This is a genomic window from Ralstonia sp. 1138 (assembly GCF_040544795.1).
Classification (GTDB): Bacteria; Pseudomonadota; Gammaproteobacteria; order Burkholderiales; family Burkholderiaceae; genus Ralstonia; species Ralstonia flatus.
The window spans coordinates 875023-895641 of sequence record NZ_JBEPKQ010000002.1; the positions used below are offsets into that span (position 1 = coordinate 875023).

Consider the following 20619-nt stretch of genomic DNA (forward strand, 5'->3'; position numbering starts at 1 on the left):
GGAACCCACGTGGCGCATAGGCCGTCTGATTCTCATTTCTGTCGTGACCAAGCCCTCGCCATGACGACACCGCGCACCGCCGCTACGCCCGATTCCCACAAGGATTCCATCTCCGAACTGACCGTCCACCATGGGCGGTTGAATCTCTCGGAAACCTGGCAACTGATTCGCCCGTACTGGTTTTCGGAAGATCGCCGCAAGGCCTGGGGGCTGCTTGCGCTGGTGATTGGGCTGAACCTGTTCCTGGTGTTCATGAACGTGCTGTTCACCGATTGGAACCGGCTCTTCTACAACGCGCTCGAGCAGAAAAACTACGGCGAATTCTGGGCGCAGTTGCTGCGTTTCTCTTGGATTGCCGCACTGCTGATCATTGGCTCGATCCTGCGGCTGTACTACTCGATGATGCTGCAGATGCGCTGGCGGACGTGGATCACCGGCAGCTTCCTCGATGACTGGCTCGGCAAGCAGGCGTTCTACCGCCTGGAGCAAACGCACAGCGCCGACAACCCCGACCAACGGATTGCCGACGACCTGCGCACGTTTACCGATGCAACGCTCACCTTGGCGCTGGGCTTCCTGAATTCGGCTGTGACGCTGGTGTCGTTCTTCGGGATTCTGTGGGCGGTGTCGGGGCCGCTGGCGTTCAGCCTGGGCGGTCACGATTTCGTCATTCCGGGCTACATGGTTTGGTTTGCGCTGCTGTATTCGATCGTGGGCTCGGTCATCATCCACTTCGTGGGGCGGCCGCTGATCGGGCTGTCGTTCCAGCAGGAGCGTTACGAGGCGTATTTCCGTTTCCTGCTCGTGCGTGTGCGCGAGAACAGCGAGAGCATTGCCCTGTACCGCGGCGAGCCGACCGAGAAAGCCATCCTGCGCGGCCGCTTCGAGCGCATCCGCACCAACTGGAACCAGTTGATGGACTACACGCGGCGCCTGACCTTTGCCAGTTCCGGCTATGGACAGTTCGCCATCATCTTCCCGTTTCTGGTGTCGGCGCCGCGCTACTTTGGCGGCACGCTCACGCTGGGGGGAATGATGCAGGTCGCCACCGCGTTCGGACAGGTGCAGGATGCGATGTCGTGGTTTGTCACGAACTACCGCACGCTGGTCACGTGGAAAGCCTCCACCAACCGTCTGATCGAATTCCAGCGCGCCATCCGCGCCGCCGAGCGCCAAGAAGAGCACCGCGCTGGCGTGCGTGATGTCGAGGTGGAAACGGCCGCCGTACCCGCCATCGAAGCGCGCGGTCTCGCGCTGAACCTGCCGAACCGCAAGCCCGAAGACGTGCTGGTCGAGCCCTTCGACATGACGCTCGCACGCGGTGAGCGGGTGCTTGTCAACGGTCCGTCGGGCTGCGGCAAAAGCACGCTGGTGCGTGCCGTGGCCGGTATCTGGCCCTATGGCAGCGGCCGCATCGAAGTCCCGGAGGACGCCCGCGTGCTGTTCCTGCCGCAGCGCAGCTATCTGCCCTCCGGCACGCTGGCTGACGCGCTTTCGTATCCGGATTTGGCGACCCAATACACCGCGGAGCGTCTGACCCAGGTGCTGATCGCCTGTCGCTTGCCGGCGCTGGCCGGCCTCTTGGACGAGGCGAGCAACTGGAGCCTGCGCCTGTCGCCCGGCGAGCAGCAGCGCCTGGCTTTTGCCCGGGCTTTGCTGCAGCGCCCCGATTACCTCTTCCTCGACGAGGCCACCAGCGCACTCGACGAAGACACCGAGGCGTTCATGTACAGCCTGATGCTCGAATCGATGCCCGATGTGACCATCGTCAGCGTGGCGCACCGCAGCACCGTGGCACGATTCCACCATCGCCGCCTGCGCTACGTCCCCGAAGGCGACCCGTTGACTGCGGTAAGCTATCGGGTGGTGGAAGAGCCCGCGCACGTTGCGCTGGCAGCTTCCTGAAACACCGTTTTCCTGACTCGACGAGACGTTTTCATGGCCGGACTTTCCGCCGACACGCCGCACCCGACCGGCATCACCGTCCACACGCAATCGCGCGTGCTGGAGATTGCCTTTGCCGATGGCAAACAGTTCAGCCTGCCGTTCGAATATCTGCGCGTGCTGTCGCCGTCGGCTGAAGTGCAGGGGCACGGGCCCGGCCAGGAAGTGCTGCAGACCGGCAAGCGCGAGGTCGGCATCGTCGGCGTCGAGCCGGTGGGTAATTACGCGATCCGGCCGCTGTTCTCCGACGGCCACGATTCCGGCATCTTCGACTGGGCCTATCTGTACCGCCTCGGCGTTGAGCAGGCCACGCTCTGGCAGGCCTATCTCGATCGCCTGGCCGCTGCCGGCGTCGACCGCGACGCCCCGATGGCAGAGAACGCTGGCCACGCCTGCGGCCACAGCCACTGATTCCCGATTCACTTTGCGGCGCCTGTGCGCTGCATCCGCATCCTTTTCTGTCATGAGCCAAACCCACTTCGGATTCCAGCAGGTCGATGAGCAGGAGAAGGCCGGCAAGGTCGCCGGCGTTTTCCATTCCGTCGCGAGCAAGTACGACGTGATGAACGACCTGATGTCCGGCGGCCTGCACCGCGTGTGGAAGATGTTCACCATCGCCCAGGCAGCGGTGCGCCCTGGCTACAAGGTGCTCGATATCGCCGGCGGCACGGGTGACCTGGCCAAGGCCTTCGCCCGCCAGGCCGGCCCCACCGGCGAGGTGTGGCTGACCGACATCAACGAGTCCATGCTGCGTGTCGGCCGTGATCGCCTGCTCGATGCCGGCGTGCTGACCCCCACCGCGCTGTGCGACGCCGAGCACATTCCCTTTCCGAATGCTTACTTCGACGTGGTGACAGTGGCATTCGGCTTGCGCAACATGACGCACAAGGATCGCGCGCTTGCTGAAATGCGTCGCGTGGTGAAGCCAGGCGGCAAGGTCATGGTGCTGGAGTTCTCCAAGGTGTGGCAGCCGCTGGAGAAGGCCTACGACCTGTACTCGTTCAAGGTGCTGCCGTGGTTGGGCAGCAAAGTGGCGGGCGACCCCGAGAGCTACCGCTACCTGGCCGAGTCCATCCGCATGCACCCGGATCAGGAAACGCTCAAGCAGATGATGGAACAGGCCGGATTGGACTCGGTCGAATACTTCAATCTGACAGCGGGTGTCGTGGCTCTGCACGTCGGCCGTCGCCTTTAAGTGTTTCCGTCGTTCCACCAGATGGGCGATGTAGCGCGCTGCGGCGATATGCCACGATCCTTCACATTGAATTTCGGCATTGACGTCTTCATCTAATGGCGTCACTGCCACTGGAGAGAAGACAGCGATGAGTTTGCATTGGGGTGGAAAATTGATGGCGGGCGCGCTGGTCGCGACGCTCGCACTGGGCACGGCAATCGACGCCAACGCCAAGCGCATGGGTGGCAGCCGCAGCATCGGCAAGCAGTCGTCCGCCGTGACGCAACGCCAACAGACGCCGCCGGCCACGACGCCGTCGCCGACGCAGCAGGCCGCGCCTGCCGCACAACCTTCGCCAGCTGCTCCGGCGCCTGCCGCGCCTGCCGCAAAGCCAGGCCGTAACTGGGGTGGCATGCTCGGCGGCCTCGCTGCCGGTCTGGGCATCGGTTATCTGCTGTCGAAATTCGGCCTTGGCGCGGGCCTGGCCTCGTTGCTGTCCAACCTGATCCTGATCGCGCTCGTCGCCTTCGTGGTGATGTGGATCATCCGCAAGGTGCGCGGTAGCCGTCCGCAAGGTCCGGCCTACGCCACGGGTGGCCCGTCGCTGGGCGGCGACCGTGAGCCATACGTGCCGCAACCTGCCGCACCGGCTCCTCAGGCTTCTGCGCCGGCGGCCGCATCGCTCAACACCGGCAACACGTCGGGGTTGGGTGCAGGCGCTGCAACCGCTGCACAGTCGTGGAACCTGGGTGGTCCGGCCGCCTCGACCGCGCAGGCTGTCAACGCGCAACCGGCCGCGGCCGCGCCGCAGCAACCGTGGGGCGTGCCGGCAGATTTCGACACGCAAGCGTTCCTGCGCAACGCCAAGGTCTACTTCATCCGCCTGCAGGCCGCCTGGGATGCCGGCAATCTCAACGACATCCGCGAGTTCACCACGCCCGAGATGTTCGCCGAGATCAAGATGGACCTGGCTGACCGCGGCACTTCGCCCAACAAGACCGACGTGGTCTCGGTCGAAGCCGAAATGCTGGGTATCGAAACGCAGGCCGCCGAGTACCTTGCCAGCGTGCGCTTCTCGGGCATGATCCGCGAAGAAGCCAACGCGCCCGCCCAGCCGTTTGCCGAGGTCTGGAACCTGACCAAGCCGACGCAGGGGGCTGGCGGCTGGGTGTTGGCGGGTATTCAGCAGTTGCAGTGATGTCGTAACAACTTGAAGCGGCGCAGAACGGCCGTTTCAACATTCCCCGTAAAATAGGGCCCGACCGTCTGGTGCGGGCCCTTTTTGTTGCCCGCGGCTAGCCCGCTTCTTGCTGCTTTCCTGCTGTTTTTGCGCACCATCACCGCATGTCTTCGACAGCCACTTCGTCTCCATTTCCGCTTGTGCTGATGCAGCCGCTGCTGCTCGCGCTCAACCATCTGCTGCGTCAGGAGCCCTGGGCGCAAGAGACGCTGCGCCCGTTTGCGGGCCGCGTGGCGCGCTTTGACCTAGCGCCCATGTCGTTGACGTTGCAGGTGGACGCCGCCGGCCTGGTGACCGCTCCCGACTCTGACGTTGAACCGGCCGTGACCGTTGTCGTGCCGCTTGCGGCCGCCGCTGCCGATTACGCCGCAGGCGGGCAGGCCGCCGTGCTCAAGCACGTGCGCATCGAGGGCGAGGCCGAGTTTGCCAACGTGCTGTCGACGCTGCTGCGCAACCTGCGCTGGGATGCCGCGGAAGACCTCTCGCGCGTGTTTGGCGATGTGATCGCGCAGCGCATGGTGAGCGGTGCGCTGGCTGCCCGCACCGAAGCCACGCGCGTGGGCCGTTCGCTGGCGGAATCGGTGGCGTCTTACCTGACCGATGAGCAACCGACGCTCGTGCGCCACGCGCGCCTTGCGCAGTTCGCCGCCGACGTGGCGGCGCTGCGAGATGCCGAAGCGCGTCTGATCAAGCGGCTGGAGCGGCTCGAAAAACGCCCGCAGCCGGCGATCCGGAGCGCACGTCAGGGTGAATCGGCATGACGCGCTTCTTCCGGCTGGGCAAGATCGTTTTCGTCATCCTCTATTACGGGCTGGATCAGCTCGCGTTGTCGGGCTTCAAGAGCCGCCGCATTCGCGCGCTGGTCTGGCTGCTGACGCTGGGCCGCAAGCCTAAGCTGCCCCGCGGGGTGCGCCTGCGCCTGGCGTTGGAGCAGCTTGGACCCATCTTCGTGAAGTTCGGGCAGGTGCTGTCGACGCGCCGCGATCTGCTGCCGCCCGATGTGGCCGACGAACTCGCCAAGCTGCAGGACCGCGTGCCGCCGTTCGACCCGAAGGTGGCGGCGGCCATCGTGGAGAAATCGCTCGGCAAGCCGCTCTCGGCGCTGTTTCATCGTTTCGATCATCACCCCGTGGCGAGCGCGTCGATTGCCCAGGTGCATTTCGCCACGTTGCGCGGCGGCCCCTACGATGGTCGCGAGGTGGCCGTCAAGGTCTTGCGCCCGGGCATGCTGCCCGTGATCGACAGCGACCTCGCGCTCATGCGGGACCTCGCGACGTGGATGGAAAAGCTGTGGGCCGACGCCAAGCGCCTGAAGCCGCGGGAGGTCGTCGCCGAGTTCGATAAGTACCTGCACGACGAGCTGGACCTGATGCGCGAGGCGGCCAATGCCAGCCAGCTGCGCCGCAATTTTGCCAAGTCCGACCTGCTGCTGGTGCCCGAAGTGTTCTGGGATTGGTGCACGTCTGAAGTGTTCGTGATGGAGCGCATGCACGGCATGCGGATCTCGCACACCGAAGAGCTGCGCGCTGCCGGCGTCGACATGCATAAACTCGCGCGCGACGGTGTGGAGATCTTCTTCACGCAGGTCTTTCGCGACGGCTTTTTCCATGCCGACATGCACCCCGGCAACATCCTCGTGAGCGTGGCGCCCGAAACGCTGGGCCGCTATATCGCGCTGGATTTCGGCATCGTCGGGGCGCTGTCGGAGTTCGACAAGAATTACCTGGCGCAAAACTTCCTGGCGTTCTTCCAGCGCGACTACCACCGCGTGGCGGTGCTGCACATCGAGTCCGGCTGGGCGCCCGAAGAGACGCGCGTCGAAGAGCTGGAAGGCGCCATCCGCGCGTGCTGCGAGCCTTATTTCGATCGGCCGCTCGGTGAAATCTCGCTCGGCCTCGTGCTGATGCGGCTGTTCCAGACCTCGCGCCGCTTCAACGTGGAAGTGCAGCCGCAGCTGGTGCTGCTGCAGAAGACGTTGCTCAACGTGGAAGGTCTTGGCCGGCAGCTCGATCCGGATCTGGACTTGTGGAAGACGGCCAAGCCGTTCCTCGAACGCTGGATGCACGAGCAGATCGGCTGGCGCGGTTTTGTCGAGCGCCTGAAGGTCGAGGCGCCGCAATGGGCCAACAAGCTGCCGGACTTCCCGCGCCTGATGCACCAGATTCTGGATCGCCACTCCCGTGAGGATGGCAATGCGCAGACCGCGGCGCTCACCGCACTGCTTGCCGAGCAGAAGCGCACGAACCGGCTGCTGTCTGCCGCTTTGCTGTTCGTCGGCGGCTTCGCGGTCGGCATCGTCGCGACGCATGTGCTGACCTGGATGGCTCGCTACTGATTTCTGTTTACGTTCTGAGCGCCATGGCCGAACCGCCCGTCTTCCAATCCCGCGACGCCGCCGATCCTGCCTTCTGGGACGAGCGCTTCAGCCGTGAGCACACCCCCTGGGACGCGGCCGGGGTGCCCGCCGCTTTCCGGCATTTTTGCGAAGCGCAGCCTGCGCCGCTTTCCACGCTGATTCCCGGTTGCGGAAACGCTTACGAAGCCGGCTGGCTGGCCGAGCGCGGCTGGCCCGTCACGGCCATCGACTTTGCGCCGAGCGCCGTCGCCTCGGCCAAGGCCGTGCTGGGCCCGCACGCCGACGTGGTGCAGCTGGCGGATTTCTTCCGCTTTGCGCCACCCCGGCCGGTGCAATGGATCTACGAGCGCGCTTTCCTGTGCGCGATGCCGCGCCGCCTTTGGCCGGACTACGCCGCGCAAGTGGCGAGGCTGCTTCCGCCGGGCGGGTTGCTGGCGGGCTTCTTTGCCGTGGTGGAAGGCCGTGAGGCGGTGCCCAAGGGGCCGCCGTTCGAAACCACGCAGCCCGAACTGGATGCGCTGCTGTTGCCGGCATTCGAGCGCCTCAGCGATATCCCCATTGCCGAGGCGGATTCCATTCCGGTGTTCGCCGGGCGCGAACGCTGGCAAGTCTGGCGCCGCCGCGCCGATTGATCTGTCGTCCGGGCCAGTGTTGGTGCGAAGCAACATGGGCCCTGGTCAACGAAAAGCCTGCCGACGCCCGTTGCGGGCCGCTGCGCAAAAATCTGGCAAACGGGGCGGCATTCGTGGTCGCACCGATGCCCCGGCGCGCGGTCCCATCGCTATAATCCGGCCACTTTGCCCGGCGCCCCGCGGCCGCAAGCCGGGCCGCCATGGGGTCTTCCCGCTTCTCTCCGCGCTGCCATGCTGATCTGGTTTGTCATTGTTTACTGGGTGATTTCGGTCGGGATCGGCCTCTGGGCTGCACTGCGCGTGCGCAATACCGCCGATTTCGCCGTGGCTGGCCGCAGCCTGCCGTTCTACGTCGTGACTGCCACGGTGTTCGCCACCTGGTTCGGCTCCGAGGCGGTGCTCGGGATTCCCGCAGAATTTCTCAAGGACGGCCTGCACGGTGTGGTGGCCGATCCGTTCGGTTCGTCGCTGTGCCTGGTGTTGGTGGGTCTGTTCTTCGCCAAGCCGCTGTACCGGATGAACCTGCTCACCATTGGCGACTTCTATCGCAACCGCTTTGGCCGCGTGGCCGAAACGCTGACCACCCTGTGCATCGTCGTGTCGTACCTGGGCTGGGTGGCCGCGCAGATCAAGGCGCTGGGGCTGGTGTTCTACACCGTCTCTGACGGCGCGGTTTCTCAGGATCTCGGGATGATGATCGGCGCGGGCAGCGTGCTCGTCTACACGCTGTTCGGCGGCATGTGGTCGGTGGCGGTGACGGACTTCATCCAGATGATCATCATCGTGATCGGCATGCTGTACATCGGCTGGGAAGTGTCGGGGCAGGCCGGCGGCGTCGGCACGGTGGTGGCGCACGCGGCGGCTTCGGGCAAGTTCTCGTTCTGGCCGGCGTTCAATCCGATCGAAATCATTGGCTTCGTGACGGCGTGGATCACGATGATGCTCGGCTCGATTCCGCAGCAGGACGTATTCCAGCGGGTGACGTCGTCGCGCACCGAGCGCATCGCCGGCACGGCTTCGGTGCTGGGCGGCGTGCTGTACTTCATGTTCGCGTTCGTGCCGATGTTCCTGGCGTATTCCGCCACCCTGATCGACCCGCAGATGGTGGCCAAGTACATCGATACCGATTCGCAGATGATTTTGCCGAACCTGGTACTGCAGCATGCGCCGATCTTCGCGCAGGTGATGTTCTTCGGCGCGCTGCTTTCGGCCATCAAGAGCTGTGCGAGCGCAACGCTGCTCGCGCCCTCCGTGACGTTCGCCGAAAATGTGCTGCGTCCGCTGCTGCCCAACATGGACGACAAGCGTTTCCTGCGCGTGATGCAGGCGGTGGTGCTGACGTTCACGGTCTTGGTGACGCTGTTTGCGCTGAACTCGCATCTGTCGATCTTCCACATGGTCGAAAGCGCCTACAAGGTGACGCTGGTGGCGGCGTTTGTGCCGCTGGCCTTCGGCCTGTTCTGGAAGCGCGCGACGAAGCAGGGCGGTCTGCTGGCCATCATCTTCGGTCTGGCGGCGTGGATCTGGTGCGAGGTCTTCCTGTCGGGTGCGATGCTTCCGCCACAATTGGTTGGTCTCCTGGCCAGCTTTGGCGCCATGGTCCTGGGCTCGCTCGGCCCGCAGTGGATCGAGAACCGCGCGCCGACCACGAAGGCGGCTACGCAAGCCTGAGCCTCTTGTGAGGGCGTGCGCGGTGTGCCACTTTGTCGCGCATCGCCATCGGCCGCCCCGAATCTGCGGTCGGGAATTCCCTCAAAAGGGTTTATAATTCAAGGCTTTGCGCGCCAGCACTTGTACGGCGCGCAGTTGCCCCAATCTTCCGCGAGCCTGTCGTGTGCGTTTCTCGCACCGCGTTCGCGGCCTGCGCGGGCAATCCATCGCTTTCTTGTCATTTGTTTGTTCCAGGGTGAGGACACCATGCCGATCTATGCTTATCGATGCGACGCCTGCGGCCACGCCAAAGATGTGCTGCAGAAGATGAGCGACGCCCCGCTGACGGATTGCCCCGCATGCGGCGCGCCGGCGTTCAAGAAGCAGCTCACTGCTGCCGGCTTCCAGCTCAAGGGTTCGGGCTGGTACGTGACGGACTTCCGTGGCGGCTCGGGTGGCGCATCGGCTGCCGCGGCCGGCACCGGTACGGCGGCCAAGGCAGATGCCGCAGCACCAGCCGCTGCTGCACCGGCCGCGTCGTCGGATAGTGCGTCGTCCAGTGCCAGCACCCCGGCGGCGTCCGGTGGTTGCGGCACGTCGTGCGCTTGCCACTGATCGCATCGCTCACCTTTCGGTCCATCGCCTCATGAAACAGAAAACCAGCGCACTCAAGACATGGTTCCTGACCGGTCTTCTGGTGCTTGTCCCGCTTGCGATCACGCTGTGGGTGCTGTCGCTCATCATCGGCACGATGGATCAGAGCCTGGCGCTGCTGCCGTCGGCATGGCAGCCGGATCAGCTGTTCGGCCGGCGCATTCCTGGCGTCGGCGCGATTCTCACGCTGGCGTTCATCCTGATCGTCGGCGTTCTGGCGCACAACTTCATCGGCCAGAAACTGGTGCTGTGGTGGGAAGCGCTCGTTGGCCGCATTCCCGTGGTCGGCCCAATCTATTCGAGCGTGAAGCAGGTGTCGGACACGCTGCTGTCGTCCAACGGCAATGCGTTCCGCAAGGCGCTGTTGGTGCAGTATCCGCGTGAAGGCTCCTGGACGATCGCCTTCCTCACCGGCCGCCCTGGCGGTGATGTCGAGAACCACCTGCAAGGCGAGTACGTCAGCGTGTACGTGCCGACCACGCCGAACCCGACGTCGGGTTTCTTCCTGATGATGCCCAAGGCCGACACCATCGAGCTGGACATGACGGTGGACGCGGCGCTCAAGTACATCGTGTCGATGGGTGTGGTGGCGCCGGAAACGCTGCCGCGCCGCATGGACCCGCCCGATGCCTCTCAACAGACGGAGGACCGGTCGCCGGCTCAAGGGCCGCGCGACCCTTCGAATCCGACCGCGCTGCCTGCAGAGGGCGGCGCCATCGCGGCACCCTAGCCGGCGACCGAACCAAGTCGAACCGACGCCGGCTCCTCAATCAACTTTCACGCGCGACGCTGTAGTGGCGGCGCGCTTCGCGGAAAACCACAACATGCAAATGCGTACTCAATACTGCGGTCAGGTCACCGAACAACTGCTCGGCCAGAGCGTTACGCTGTCGGGCTGGGCCCATCGTCGTCGTGACCACGGTGGCGTGATCTTCATCGATCTGCGCGACCGTGAAGGCCTGGTGCAGGTCGTCTGCGACCCGGACCGCCCGGAGATGTTCAAGGTGGCCGAAGGCGTGCGCAACGAGTTCTGCCTCCAGGTGAAGGGCGTTGTGCGCGCCCGTCCGGAAGGCACCACCAACGCCAACCTGACCAGCGGCAAGGTCGAAGTGCTGTGCCACGAGCTGACGGTGCTCAACGCCTCCGTCACGCCGCCGTTCCAGCTGGACGACGACAACCTGTCGGAAACCACGCGCCTGACGCACCGCGTGCTGGACCTGCGCCGCCCGCAGATGCAGTACAACCTGCGCCTGCGCTACAAGGTCGCGATGGAAGTGCGCAAGTACCTGGACGACAAGGGCTTCATCGACATCGAAACGCCGATGCTGACCAAGAGCACGCCCGAAGGCGCGCGCGACTACCTGGTGCCGTCGCGCGTGAACGCCGGCCAGTTCTTCGCGCTGCCGCAGTCGCCGCAGCTCTTCAAGCAGATGCTGATGGTGTCGGGCTTCGACCGTTACTACCAGATCACCAAGTGCTTCCGCGACGAAGACCTGCGTGCCGACCGCCAGCCCGAATTCACCCAGATCGACTGCGAAACGTCGTTCCTGACGGAGCAGGAGATTCGCGACCTGTTTGAAGAAATGATCCGCACGGTGTTCAAGAACACCATGTCGGTCGAGCTGGACGCCAAGTTCCCGGTGATGGAGTTCCGCGAGGCGATGGCCCGCTTCGGTTCGGACAAGCCCGACCTGCGCGTCAAGCTGGAATTCACCGAACTGACCGACGCCATGAAGGACGTCGACTTCAAGGTGTTCTCGGGCCCGGCCAACGCTGAAGGCGGCCGCGTGGTCGCACTGCGCGTGCCGGGCGGTGCTTCGCTGTCGCGTGGCGATATCGACGCGTACACCAAGTTCGTCGAAATCTACGGTGCCAAGGGCTTGGCCTGGATCAAGGTCAACGAAGTCGCCAAGGGCCGCGACGGCCTGCAATCGCCGATCGTGAAGAACCTGCACGACGCGGCGATCGCCGAGATTCTGAAGCGCAGCGGCGCACAGGACGGCGACATCCTGTTCTTCGGTGCCGACCGCGCCAAGGTCGTCAACGACGCGATGGGCGCGCTGCGCCTGAAGGTCGGCCATTCGGACTTCGCCAAGAGCACCGGTCTGTTCGAAGACGCCTGGAAGCCGCTGTGGGTGATCGACTTCCCGATGTTCGAGTACGACGAGGAAGACGCGCGCTGGGTGGCCATGCACCACCCGTTCACGAGCCCGAAGGACGAGCACCTGGAATACCTGGAAACCGACCCGGGCAAGTGCATCGCCAAGGCTTACGACATGGTGCTCAACGGCTGGGAAATCGGCGGCGGCTCGGTGCGGATCTACCGCGAAGAAGTGCAGAGCAAGGTGTTCCGTGCGCTGAAGATCAACGATGAGGAAGCGCGTGCCAAGTTCGGCTTCCTGCTCGATGCACTGCAGTACGGCGCGCCCCCGCACGGCGGTATCGCGTTCGGCCTGGACCGCGTTGTCACGATGATGGCCGGTGCCGATTCGATCCGCGACGTGATCGCCTTCCCGAAGACGCAGCGTGCGCAGGATCTGCTGACGCAGGCACCGAGCCCGGTCGACGAAAAGCAATTGCGCGAGCTGCACATCCGCCTGCGCGCTGCCGAGGCAAAGGTTGCCGCACCGACGGCTGCAACGACCGCCTAAGCGCCCGCGCTGACGCTCCGCAACAAACCGCGCCGCCTGATTTAGGGCGGCGCGGTTTTTTTTTGAGCGCCTTCCATTGGGAACATTGCGTGCTAAACCGAATCTTTCGTTTCTGTCACGTCGTGTGACAACGAAGGAGGAGTGTTTAGATGGACTACATCGACTTTGCGCGCACATGGGTCGTCGCCCACGCGGAGTTTCTGCTGACGTGGTTGATCGCCGCGCTGGTGGTGATACTGCTGGCGTGGATCGAAATCCGCCGCGCCACCCGGCGCGCCGCCATGGCGATGACCGAGGCCGTGGCCACCACGGTGGCAGCGTGCGTGCCCGAAATTGCCGCGGCGGCGCAGAGCGCACATCCCGGTGCACCCGCATCGGCGGTGTCTGCCGGTTTGGCTGAGGCGATGCGCGCACTGGGCCACCTCGCGGCGGAGCGGATGCAATGGCTGCATGCGGTCGCCAACCTGCGTTTGCCCGAGGCGGCACTCCCGCCAGCCGCACCGGGCATGCCGGTACATCCGCTCGTCTATGACACGTCGCGTCCGCTGGCCGAAGCCCACTTGGCGGCAGAACGCCGCTTTGCCGATCACGCGCGTGTTCTGCAGGCGGAACGCCGCGCCCTCCAAGCGCTGGAAACTGCCGAGCGTGAGGGCACCAGCGAACTGCATCGTATCGAGCGTGAGACTTCGGCCATAGTCGAGCGCTTCGACCAGGCCAACGCGCAATCGGAGCAGACCGATGTGCAGCGCTTTCTCATCCAGAAATTCAACACCCTTGGCAATCGCGAACGCGAGTTGACCGCGCAACTCGCTGCGCTGCGCCAACAACTGGCCGAGCGTACGGAAGCGTTGTGGGCGCAATCGCAGCGCGCGGCCGACGACTATGCTGCGATGCTCGATCCGCTGCTGGCGGTGGCTCGCCGAGAGCTGGGTCACGAAACGGCGACCGACGAGACGGCACTGTGGCTCGCCCGCACCCGCGCCGGACAAGGGCCGCTGCGCGCGGCATGATTGCTGTCACGGCAGCGCAGCGAGCCTCACGGTGGCACGCTTCTGGCTGCGGTAAGCTATTGCCTTGCAGCGCGATCGCGCCGCCCATTGAAGACGCACCCATGCCGCACAAGATTCCCGTCTCCGTTCTCGTCGTCATTCACACGCCCGATTTGCATGTGTTGGTGATGGAGCGGGCCGATCATCCGGGCTTTTGGCAATCCGTGACGGGCAGTTGCGACACACTCGACGAGCCCCTGGCCGATACGGCCCGCCGCGAGGCGCTGGAAGAAACCGGTATCGACGCGGCCCAGCATCATCTGATCGACTGGGGCCACCACATCGAATACGAAATCTACCCGCGCTGGCGCCATCGCTACGCGCCGGGCGTGACGCGCAACACGGAGCACTGGTTCGGCCTGCTGGTGAGCGGCAAGGTACCGGTGCGGATGTCCCCGCGCGAGCATGTGCAGGCCGAATGGCTGCCTTACCAAGAGGCCGCCGCGCGGTGCTTCTCGCGCAGCAACGCCGAGGCCATTCTGCAGTTGCCCGAACGCCTTGCTGCCTATCACGCGCGTCAAGCGGCGCTGACAAAGGACCAGGCCTGACATGCTGCGTTTGCGCGTTGCCACCTACAACATCCACAAGGGCGTGACCGGCATTGCGCGGCGTGTGCGCGTGCATGACGTGCGGCAGGGTCTGCACACCATGGACGCCGACATCGTCTTCCTGCAGGAGGTGCAGGACCGCAACGACCGCCTCGTCGCCGCAGAACTGTTCGACCCGAATTACACGCAGCTGCGCTATCTCGCGACGGACGTCTATCCGCACACGGTCTATGGCCGCAACGCCGTGTACGAGCATGGGCATCACGGCAATGCCATCCTGTCGCGGTTTCCGATCCTGCTGTCGGAAAATCTCGATATCTCCGACCACCGTTTCGAGCAGCGCGGCCTGCTCCACGCCGTGACCGACCTCGGTTTTGGCGAGGTGCATTTGCTGTGCGCACACTTCGGCTTGTTTGCACGCAGCCGGCAGCGGCAGGCGGAGGCACTCGTCGATCGCGTGCGTTCCGTCGTACCACCGGATGCGCCCCTCGTGGTGGCGGGCGATTTCAACGATTGGAACAATCGCCTCGATCGCATGATTTGCCAGGCGCTGGGTGCGACCGAAGTGGCCGACAAGGCTGCCGATGCGCGCCCGGTCCGCACCTTCCCCAGCCATATGCCGTGGCTGCGGCTGGACCGCATCTATGTGCGCGGTTTCGATATCGAACGTGCGCACGCGCTGACCGGTCGCGAGTGGGCACAGCGCTCCGACCATGTGCCCCTGCTGGCTGAACTGGCACATCCATGAAGGTCGCGCGCGATGCGGGTCCGCTGCGCTCCGAGTGGCGGCGGGGTAAGCCCCTGCCGGGCAACGACGTCGATCTGCTGTGCGGCGGCGCCGAGTTCTTCCCCGCCCTGATCGAAGCCATCGACGCCGCGCAACGCCGCGTCGCACTCGAAACCTACATCTACACCGACGACGCCACCGCCCACAGCGTGACGGAAGCGCTTGCCCGCGCTGCACAGCGCGGCGTGGATGTCCACCTGACCATCGACGGCTTCGGCACCGGCGTGCTGCCCGCCAACATCGCCGCGATGCTGGAAGCGGCGGGTGTGCGTCTGCGCATCTATCGTCCGTTGCGGGGTTTCCGCCTGCAACGCCGCCATTTGCGACGGCTGCATCGCAAGATCGCCGTCATTGATGACGATGTGGCGTTCGTGGGCGGCATCAACATCATCGACGACCTGAACCACGCGCCGTTTAACGACACCGCGCTGGGGCCGCGCTACGACTTTGCCGTGCGGGTGCGCGGGCCGCTGGTCGCGCAGATTGCGCTGACCGTCGACCGGCTCTGGTGGCAGATGGGCGTGCGCGCCGGCATGCGGGAGGTAGGTGTCACGGGCGTCGCCGCCGAGTTTCCGGTGATGACGGACACGCCGCGGCCCCGACATCGCGGAGCGTCGGGGCGAGAAAGTGAGCGTGCGCCGGGCACCGTGTTGGCCTCGCTGGTGCTGCGCGACAACGTCCGCAACCGGCGTGCGATCGAACGCGAATATCTGCGCGCGCTGGGCGCCGCACGACACGAGGTGATCATCGCCAACGCGTACTTCTTGCCGGGCGTGCGTTTCATGCGCGCACTGGCCGCATGCAGACGGCGCGGTGTGCGCGTGCGCCTGTTGCTGCAGGGGCAGGTCGAATACCGGCTGCAGCACTACGCGACGCGTTCGCTGTATCACATGCTGCTGCGTGACAACGTCGAGATCCACGAATACACCGCCAGCTTCCTGCACGCCAAGGTGGCCGTGGTGGATGACCGCTGGGCGACGGTGGGCTCCAGCAACATCGACCCATTCAGCCTGCTGCTTGCACGTGAAGCGAACGTGGTGGTGTGGGACGCAACCGTGGCCAGCGAACTGCGTGGCGCGTTGGAAGATGCCATCGCCCATCACGCACGCCGCGTGCTGGCCGACGCGCACGCCGCACGCCGCTGGTGGTGGCGCTTGGCGGATTGGTGTGCCTATCGCCTTGTGCGCCTTGGCGTGGTCATCAGCGGGCGTGCAGCACAGTACTAGCGGTAGCGTTACAGACCTACAAGACACAACAAGACGGAGGAGACATGCAAGTCATCACAGCGGATGAAGCCGCACGCTTGGTGCAGCCAGGGTGGACGGTGGCATGTGCAGGGTTTGTCGGCGCAGGCCATGCAGAGGCCGTCACGCACGCGCTGGAGCGCCGGTTTCTGACCACAGGCGAGCCGCGCGATCTGACGCTTGTCTACTCGGCCGGACAGGGCGATCGCGCCACGCGCGGCGTCAACCACTTCGGCAATCCTGGGATGACGCGCTGTGTTGTCGGTGGGCATTGGCGCTCCGCCACGCGGCTCGCGGACATGGCGCTCGCCGAGCAGTGCGATGCATTCAATTTGCCGCAGGGCGTGCTCACGCATCTGTACCGCGCCATCGCAGGCGGCAAGCCCGGCGTGTTGACGAAGATGGGCCTGCACACCTTCGTCGACCCACGCACGGAGCTTGACCCGCGCTACCACGGTGGGGCGATCAATCAGCGCGCCAAGGCAGCGCGTGCGGCCGGTCAGGCGTCGTGGGTTGAGTACGAGCGCTTTCGCGGCGAAGACTATCTCTTTTACCCGAGCTTCCCGCTGCACTGCGTCTTCCTGCGCGGCACCGCTGCCGACCCGCGCGGCAACATCAGCACGCACGAAGAAGCCTTTCATCACGAGCTGCTGGCCATGGCGCAGGCCGCCCGCAACTCGGGCGGCATCGTCATCGCCCAGGTGCGCCGGCTCGTTGATCGGCATGACAACCTGCAGGCGATCCACGTGCCGGGCATCCTCGTCGATTACGTGGTCGTTGCCGACGATGAAGCCGAACACCAGATGACCTTCGGGGAAGCGTTTAACCCGACCTACATCCGCCCCTGGCAAGGCGAGGCGATCCAGCTCAAGCAAGACGTCATCGAAGCGAGCAAGGCGCTGGAGGCCAATCAGCACGGCGCGCTCGACGCCCGCACGCTGGTGCAACGCCGCGCCGTGCTGGAACTGATCGCGCAGCAACCACGCGTCGTGAACCTCGGCGTGGGCATGCCCGCGGCCGTCGGCGCCCTCGCTGAACAGGAGGGCGCGCGCGGCTTCACGCTTACCGTGGAGGCAGGCCCGATTGGCGGCACCCCGGCAGATGGCCTCAGCTTTGGCGCGTCGGCCTATCCCGAAGCGGTCGTCGATCAACCCGCGCAGTTTGACTTCTATGAAGGTGGCGGCATCGATCTCGCCATCCTCGGCCTGGCAGAACTGGACGGCGCCGGCAACGTCAATGTCAGCCTGTTCGGCGAGGGCGGCGATACGATCGTCGCCGGCGTCGGCGGCTTCATCAACATCACGCAGAGCGCGCGTTCGGTTGTGTTCATGGGCACGCTCACCGCCGGCGGCCTGCAGGTCGAAGCCGAAGGCGGCAAGCTGCGCATCGTGCGCGAAGGACGGCTCAAGAAGATCGTGCCGGCTGTGTCGCACCTCACCTTCAACGGTGAATATGCGGCGCGATCGGGCATTCCGGTGCGCTATGTGACCGAGCGCGCCGTTTTCGAGATGCGCGACGATGGCCGCGGCGGCCGGCGCCTCACGCTCACGGAAATCGCGCCCGGTATCGATCTGCAGCGGGACGTCTTGGATAAATGCGCCGCGGACGTTGCCGTGGCAGCCGACCTGCGTGAAATGGACGCGCGCATCTTCCGCCGCGGCGCCATGCATGCCGGCATCACGCAAGCCTGATTTTCCGGCTGTTTATTTACTGACGGGTAGCACTAGAAAATCCGTCGGATATGCTGCGCCAAGCCCGTCTTATGGGTGCGGCGCACACCCCGCAAAGCCTTTGCTTTAAAGGGTTTGCAGGATTCGCGCTGCGTCGCGCAAGGTGACGATTCAATGTCGCCTTTTAGATGGCGCTTTCTAATAAAACACTTGCCGCTCAAAGGTCCTCTGTAAATAATTGAACGACCGTTCGATTTTGGGCTAGAGTGTTTGCGCAGGCTGGTTTACAGTCCTGCCCGGCACGCAAAAGGCGCCCTGCAGCAAGCCAATTTTCTCGCGTGTCACGCCCCAGAAAAGAACGGAGAGAAATCATCATGCGTCACCCGACCGCTCGTCTCGAATCGAATCACGCAGCAGCTACGCCGATGCGCAAGGGCGAGCTGACACGTGCAGCGATTCTCGATGCCGCGCTGGAACTGGCCTCGCGCGACGGACTGGAAGGATTGACGATCGGTGTGCTCGCGGAGCGCATGCAGATGAGCAAGAGCGGGGTGTTCGCACACTTCGGCTCGCGTGAGGATCTGCAGGTGGAAGTGGTCCGCGAGTATCACAAACGGTTCGAGCAGGAAGTCTTCTACCCGAGCTTGACGGAACCGCGCGGTCTGCCGCGCCTGTGGAGCATGGTGCGACGCTGGATGGAGCGCCGCATTCAGGAGGTGACCACGGGCTGCATCTACATCAGCGGCGCGGTGGAGTACGACGATCGTGCCGAAAGCCCGGTGCGCGACGAACTTGTCAAGAGCGTGACGATCTGGCGTGCAGCTTTGGCCCGCGCGATTGCACAGGCGAAGGAAGAAGGCCATCTGCGTGCAGAAGCGGACCCGCAATTGATGCTCTTCGAGATGTACAGCCTGGAGCTGGGTCTGCATCACGATGCGCGTTTCCTGCGGTTGCCGAACAGTGCCGAACTGGCCATGGTGGCGCTCAACAAACTCATTCAGTCTTACCGAACCTGACGCGGCATCGCACACCTAGCGGTCGCGCAGTACACACCAAGGAGTTGCAAGATGGGTCAATACACCGCACCGCTGCGTGACATGCAGTTTGTTCTCCACGAGCTTCTCGGCGTGGAGGACCACCTGAAGCAAATGCCGCAGCACGCGGAGATCGATGCCGACACCATCAACCAGGTGATCGAGGAAGCCGGCAAGTTCTGCTCCGAAGTTATCTTCCCGCTCAACCAGTCCGGCGATCGCGAAGGTTGCACGTACCACGGCGACGGCGTGGTGACCGCTCCGAAGGGCTTCAAGGAAGCGTATCAACAGTATGTCGAGGCCGGCTGGCCTTCGCTGGGCTGCGATCCGGAGTACGGCGGTCAGGGCCTGCCCATCCTGATCAACAACGCGCTGTACGAGATGCTGAACTCGGCCAACCAGGCCTGGACGATGTATCCGGGCCTGTCGCATGGCGCGTACGAAGCCCTGCACGCACACGGTACCGATGAACTCAAGCAGCGTTACCTGCCGAAGCTGGTGTCTGGCGTGTGGACCGGCACGATGTGTCTGACCGAGCCGCATTGCGGCACCGACCTGGGCATCCTGCGCACCAAGGCTGAACCGCTGGCCGATGGCTCGTATGCCATCACCGGCACGAAGATCTTCATCTCGGCGGGCGAGCACGACCTAGCCGAGAACATCATTCACCTCGTGCTGGCACGTCTGCCGGACGCTCCGGGCGGCACGAAGGGCATCTCGCTGTTCGTGGTGCCGAAGTTCATTCCCGATGCCAACGGCAACCCGGGCGAGCGCAACGGCGTGAAGTGCGGCTCCATCGAACACAAGATGGGCATCCACGGCAACGCCACCTGCGTGATCAACCTGGATGGCGCAAAGGGCTGGATGGTCGGCGAGCCGAACAAGGGCCTGAACGCCATGTTCGTGATGATGAACGCGGCGCGTCTGGGCGTCGGCATGCAGAGCCTGGGCCTGACCGAAGTCGCTTACCAAAACTCCGCTGCCTACGCCAAGGAACGCCTGCAGATGCGCAGCCTCTCTGGCCCGAAGGCACCGGACAAGCCGGCTGACCCGATCATCGTTCACCCGGACGTGCGTCGCATGCTGTTGACCCAGCGTGCGTTTGCCGAAGGTGGCCGCGCATTCAGCTATTGGATCGCCCTGCAGATTGACCGCGAGCTGTCGCACGAAGACGAGTCCGTGCGCAAGGACGCGGCGGATCTGGTCGCGCTGCTCACCCCGATCGCCAAGGCCTTCCTGAGCGACAACGCATTCATCGCCACCAACGAAGGCATGCAGGTGTTCGGTGGCCACGGCTACATCGCCGAGTGGGGCATGGAGCAATACGTGCGCGACGCCCGCATCAACATGATCTACGAAGGCACGAACACCGTGCAGTCGCTGGACCTGCTGGGCCGCAAGATCCTGGGCGACATGGGCGCCAAGATGAAGAAGTTCGGCAAGCTGGTCCAGGACTTTGTGGAAGCCGAAGGCACCAACGAAGCCATGCAGGAATTCATCAACCCGCTGGCCGACATTGGCGACAAGGTCCAGAAGCTGACCATGGAAATCGGCATGAAGGCCATGGCCAACCCGGACGAAGTCGGCGCCGCCGCTGTGCCGTACCTGCGCGTGGTCGGCCACCTGGTGTTCTCGTACTTCTGGGCCCGCATGGCCAAGATCGCCCTGGAAAAGCAAGACAGCGGCGACTCCTTCTACAAGGTCAAGCTCGCAACGGCGCGCTTCTACTTCGCCAAGCTGCTGCCTGAGACGGCTTCGCAGATCCGCATGGCACGTGCCGGCGGTGCGACGTTGATGGCACTCGAAGCCGACCTGTTCTAAGGAAACCTGCCCACGATCCTACTGCGCGGTCCGATCTTGGCACTGCGATGCTCGCCGTACCCATGTACGGCTGCGCTTCTCCCGCCAACCTCGAACCGCTCGCTACGGATCGCGAGCAGGTTTCAACGCCTCTTTTTGTTGCTCCCGCTTGTGCGGGGGTGACGA

At 64.5% G+C, this 20619-nt stretch carries 18 protein-coding genes; all 18 read left to right on the plus strand.

Annotated elements, in window-relative coordinates; translation table 11 throughout:
* Positions 1-60: 60 nt before the first annotated feature.
* The 18 genes from ABIC76_RS11850 (at position 61) to ABIC76_RS11935 (ending at position 20454) form a co-directional block, all read left to right on the plus strand.
* Complete coding sequence (locus tag ABIC76_RS11850) at positions 61-1905, plus strand: ABC transporter ATP-binding protein/permease (RefSeq protein ID WP_354534077.1); 1845 nt, start codon at positions 61-63, stop codon at positions 1903-1905.
* 33 nt (positions 1906-1938) lie between these two features.
* The gene (locus tag ABIC76_RS11855; protein WP_092973318.1) at positions 1939-2355 is read left to right on the plus strand and encodes a gamma-butyrobetaine hydroxylase family protein; all 417 of its coding nucleotides are present in this window, start codon (positions 1939-1941) and stop codon (positions 2353-2355) included.
* A gap of 52 nt (positions 2356-2407) precedes the next feature.
* Positions 2408-3139 (plus strand): bifunctional demethylmenaquinone methyltransferase/2-methoxy-6-polyprenyl-1,4-benzoquinol methylase UbiE, encoded by a 732-nt coding sequence (gene ubiE / locus ABIC76_RS11860; RefSeq protein ID WP_012761151.1) that lies wholly within the window; start codon positions 2408-2410, stop codon positions 3137-3139.
* A gap of 127 nt (positions 3140-3266) precedes the next feature.
* Positions 3267-4316: a Tim44 domain-containing protein gene (locus tag ABIC76_RS11865; protein ID WP_354534078.1), complete on the plus strand. Its 1050-nt coding sequence runs from the start codon at positions 3267-3269 to the stop codon at positions 4314-4316.
* Positions 4317-4462: 146 nt separating this feature from the next.
* The gene (locus ABIC76_RS11870) at positions 4463-5119 is read left to right on the plus strand and encodes a ubiquinone biosynthesis accessory factor UbiJ (RefSeq protein ID WP_354534079.1); all 657 of its coding nucleotides are present in this window, start codon (positions 4463-4465) and stop codon (positions 5117-5119) included.
* Entirely contained in the window at positions 5116-6693 is a 1578-nt protein-coding gene (gene ubiB, locus ABIC76_RS11875; protein WP_102064497.1) for a ubiquinone biosynthesis regulatory protein kinase UbiB, read from the plus strand. Before ABIC76_RS11870 ends, ubiB begins: the two co-directional genes overlap by 4 nt.
* Before the next feature lie 23 nt (positions 6694-6716).
* Positions 6717-7346 (plus strand): methyltransferase domain-containing protein, encoded by a 630-nt coding sequence (locus tag ABIC76_RS11880; RefSeq protein ID WP_354534080.1) that lies wholly within the window; start codon positions 6717-6719, stop codon positions 7344-7346.
* 231 nt (positions 7347-7577) lie between these two features.
* Complete coding sequence (locus ABIC76_RS11885; protein WP_027678234.1) at positions 7578-9017, plus strand: high affinity choline transporter 1; 1440 nt, start codon at positions 7578-7580, stop codon at positions 9015-9017.
* Positions 9018-9263: 246 nt separating this feature from the next.
* Positions 9264-9611 (plus strand): FmdB family zinc ribbon protein, encoded by a 348-nt coding sequence (locus ABIC76_RS11890; RefSeq protein ID WP_102064500.1) that lies wholly within the window; start codon positions 9264-9266, stop codon positions 9609-9611.
* A gap of 31 nt (positions 9612-9642) precedes the next feature.
* The gene (locus ABIC76_RS11895; protein WP_102064501.1) at positions 9643-10380 is read left to right on the plus strand and encodes a DUF502 domain-containing protein; all 738 of its coding nucleotides are present in this window, start codon (positions 9643-9645) and stop codon (positions 10378-10380) included.
* Between the two features lie 94 nt (positions 10381-10474).
* Positions 10475-12301 (plus strand): aspartate--tRNA ligase, encoded by a 1827-nt coding sequence (gene aspS / locus ABIC76_RS11900; RefSeq protein WP_354534081.1) that lies wholly within the window; start codon positions 10475-10477, stop codon positions 12299-12301.
* Positions 12302-12450: 149 nt separating this feature from the next.
* Complete coding sequence (locus ABIC76_RS11905) at positions 12451-13311, plus strand: hypothetical protein (RefSeq protein WP_354534082.1); 861 nt, start codon at positions 12451-12453, stop codon at positions 13309-13311.
* Positions 13312-13412: 101 nt separating this feature from the next.
* Positions 13413-13898, plus strand: a complete 486-nt coding sequence (gene nudB, locus ABIC76_RS11910) for a dihydroneopterin triphosphate diphosphatase (protein ID WP_027678229.1) — start codon at positions 13413-13415, stop codon at positions 13896-13898.
* 1 nt (position 13899) lies between these two features.
* The gene (locus tag ABIC76_RS11915; protein WP_027678228.1) at positions 13900-14646 is read left to right on the plus strand and encodes an endonuclease/exonuclease/phosphatase family protein; all 747 of its coding nucleotides are present in this window, start codon (positions 13900-13902) and stop codon (positions 14644-14646) included.
* On the plus strand, positions 14643-15911 hold the full coding sequence (gene clsB / locus ABIC76_RS11920; RefSeq protein ID WP_354534083.1) for a cardiolipin synthase ClsB: 1269 nt from the start codon (positions 14643-14645) through the stop codon (positions 15909-15911). The genes ABIC76_RS11915 and clsB overlap by 4 nt, the downstream gene beginning before the upstream one ends.
* A 44-nt stretch (positions 15912-15955) precedes the next feature.
* Complete coding sequence (locus tag ABIC76_RS11925; protein ID WP_354534084.1) at positions 15956-17620, plus strand: acyl CoA:acetate/3-ketoacid CoA transferase; 1665 nt, start codon at positions 15956-15958, stop codon at positions 17618-17620.
* Positions 17621-18024: 404 nt separating this feature from the next.
* A complete protein-coding gene (locus ABIC76_RS11930) occupies positions 18025-18615 on the plus strand; it encodes a TetR/AcrR family transcriptional regulator (protein WP_021196492.1) in 591 nt (196 codons plus the stop codon).
* Positions 18616-18666: 51 nt separating this feature from the next.
* On the plus strand, positions 18667-20454 hold the full coding sequence (locus ABIC76_RS11935) for an acyl-CoA dehydrogenase C-terminal domain-containing protein (RefSeq protein WP_316888578.1): 1788 nt from the start codon (positions 18667-18669) through the stop codon (positions 20452-20454).
* The last annotated feature ends 165 nt before the right edge of the window (positions 20455-20619 follow it).

Excerpts from the sequence above, each read along its gene's own strand:
- ABIC76_RS11850 (WP_354534077.1), top strand. The coding sequence starts at position 61 with ATGACGACACCGCGCACCGCCGCTACGCCCGATTCCCACAAGGATTCC.
- ABIC76_RS11855 (WP_092973318.1), top strand. The coding sequence starts at position 1,939 with ATGGCCGGACTTTCCGCCGACACGCCGCACCCGACCGGCATCACCGTC.
- ubiE (WP_012761151.1), top strand. The coding sequence starts at position 2,408 with ATGAGCCAAACCCACTTCGGATTCCAGCAGGTCGATGAGCAGGAGAAG.
- ABIC76_RS11865 (WP_354534078.1), top strand. The coding sequence starts at position 3,267 with ATGAGTTTGCATTGGGGTGGAAAATTGATGGCGGGCGCGCTGGTCGCG.
- ABIC76_RS11870 (WP_354534079.1), top strand. The coding sequence starts at position 4,463 with ATGTCTTCGACAGCCACTTCGTCTCCATTTCCGCTTGTGCTGATGCAG.
- ubiB (WP_102064497.1), top strand. The coding sequence starts at position 5,116 with ATGACGCGCTTCTTCCGGCTGGGCAAGATCGTTTTCGTCATCCTCTAT.
- ABIC76_RS11880 (WP_354534080.1), top strand. The coding sequence starts at position 6,717 with ATGGCCGAACCGCCCGTCTTCCAATCCCGCGACGCCGCCGATCCTGCC.
- ABIC76_RS11885 (WP_027678234.1), top strand. The coding sequence starts at position 7,578 with ATGCTGATCTGGTTTGTCATTGTTTACTGGGTGATTTCGGTCGGGATC.
- ABIC76_RS11890 (WP_102064500.1), top strand. The coding sequence starts at position 9,264 with ATGCCGATCTATGCTTATCGATGCGACGCCTGCGGCCACGCCAAAGAT.
- ABIC76_RS11895 (WP_102064501.1), top strand. The coding sequence starts at position 9,643 with ATGAAACAGAAAACCAGCGCACTCAAGACATGGTTCCTGACCGGTCTT.
- aspS (WP_354534081.1), top strand. The coding sequence starts at position 10,475 with ATGCAAATGCGTACTCAATACTGCGGTCAGGTCACCGAACAACTGCTC.
- ABIC76_RS11905 (WP_354534082.1), top strand. The coding sequence starts at position 12,451 with ATGGACTACATCGACTTTGCGCGCACATGGGTCGTCGCCCACGCGGAG.
- nudB (WP_027678229.1), top strand. The coding sequence starts at position 13,413 with ATGCCGCACAAGATTCCCGTCTCCGTTCTCGTCGTCATTCACACGCCC.
- ABIC76_RS11915 (WP_027678228.1), top strand. The coding sequence starts at position 13,900 with ATGCTGCGTTTGCGCGTTGCCACCTACAACATCCACAAGGGCGTGACC.
- clsB (WP_354534083.1), top strand. The coding sequence starts at position 14,643 with ATGAAGGTCGCGCGCGATGCGGGTCCGCTGCGCTCCGAGTGGCGGCGG.
- ABIC76_RS11925 (WP_354534084.1), top strand. The coding sequence starts at position 15,956 with ATGCAAGTCATCACAGCGGATGAAGCCGCACGCTTGGTGCAGCCAGGG.
- ABIC76_RS11930 (WP_021196492.1), top strand. The coding sequence starts at position 18,025 with ATGCGCAAGGGCGAGCTGACACGTGCAGCGATTCTCGATGCCGCGCTG.
- ABIC76_RS11935 (WP_316888578.1), top strand. The coding sequence starts at position 18,667 with ATGGGTCAATACACCGCACCGCTGCGTGACATGCAGTTTGTTCTCCAC.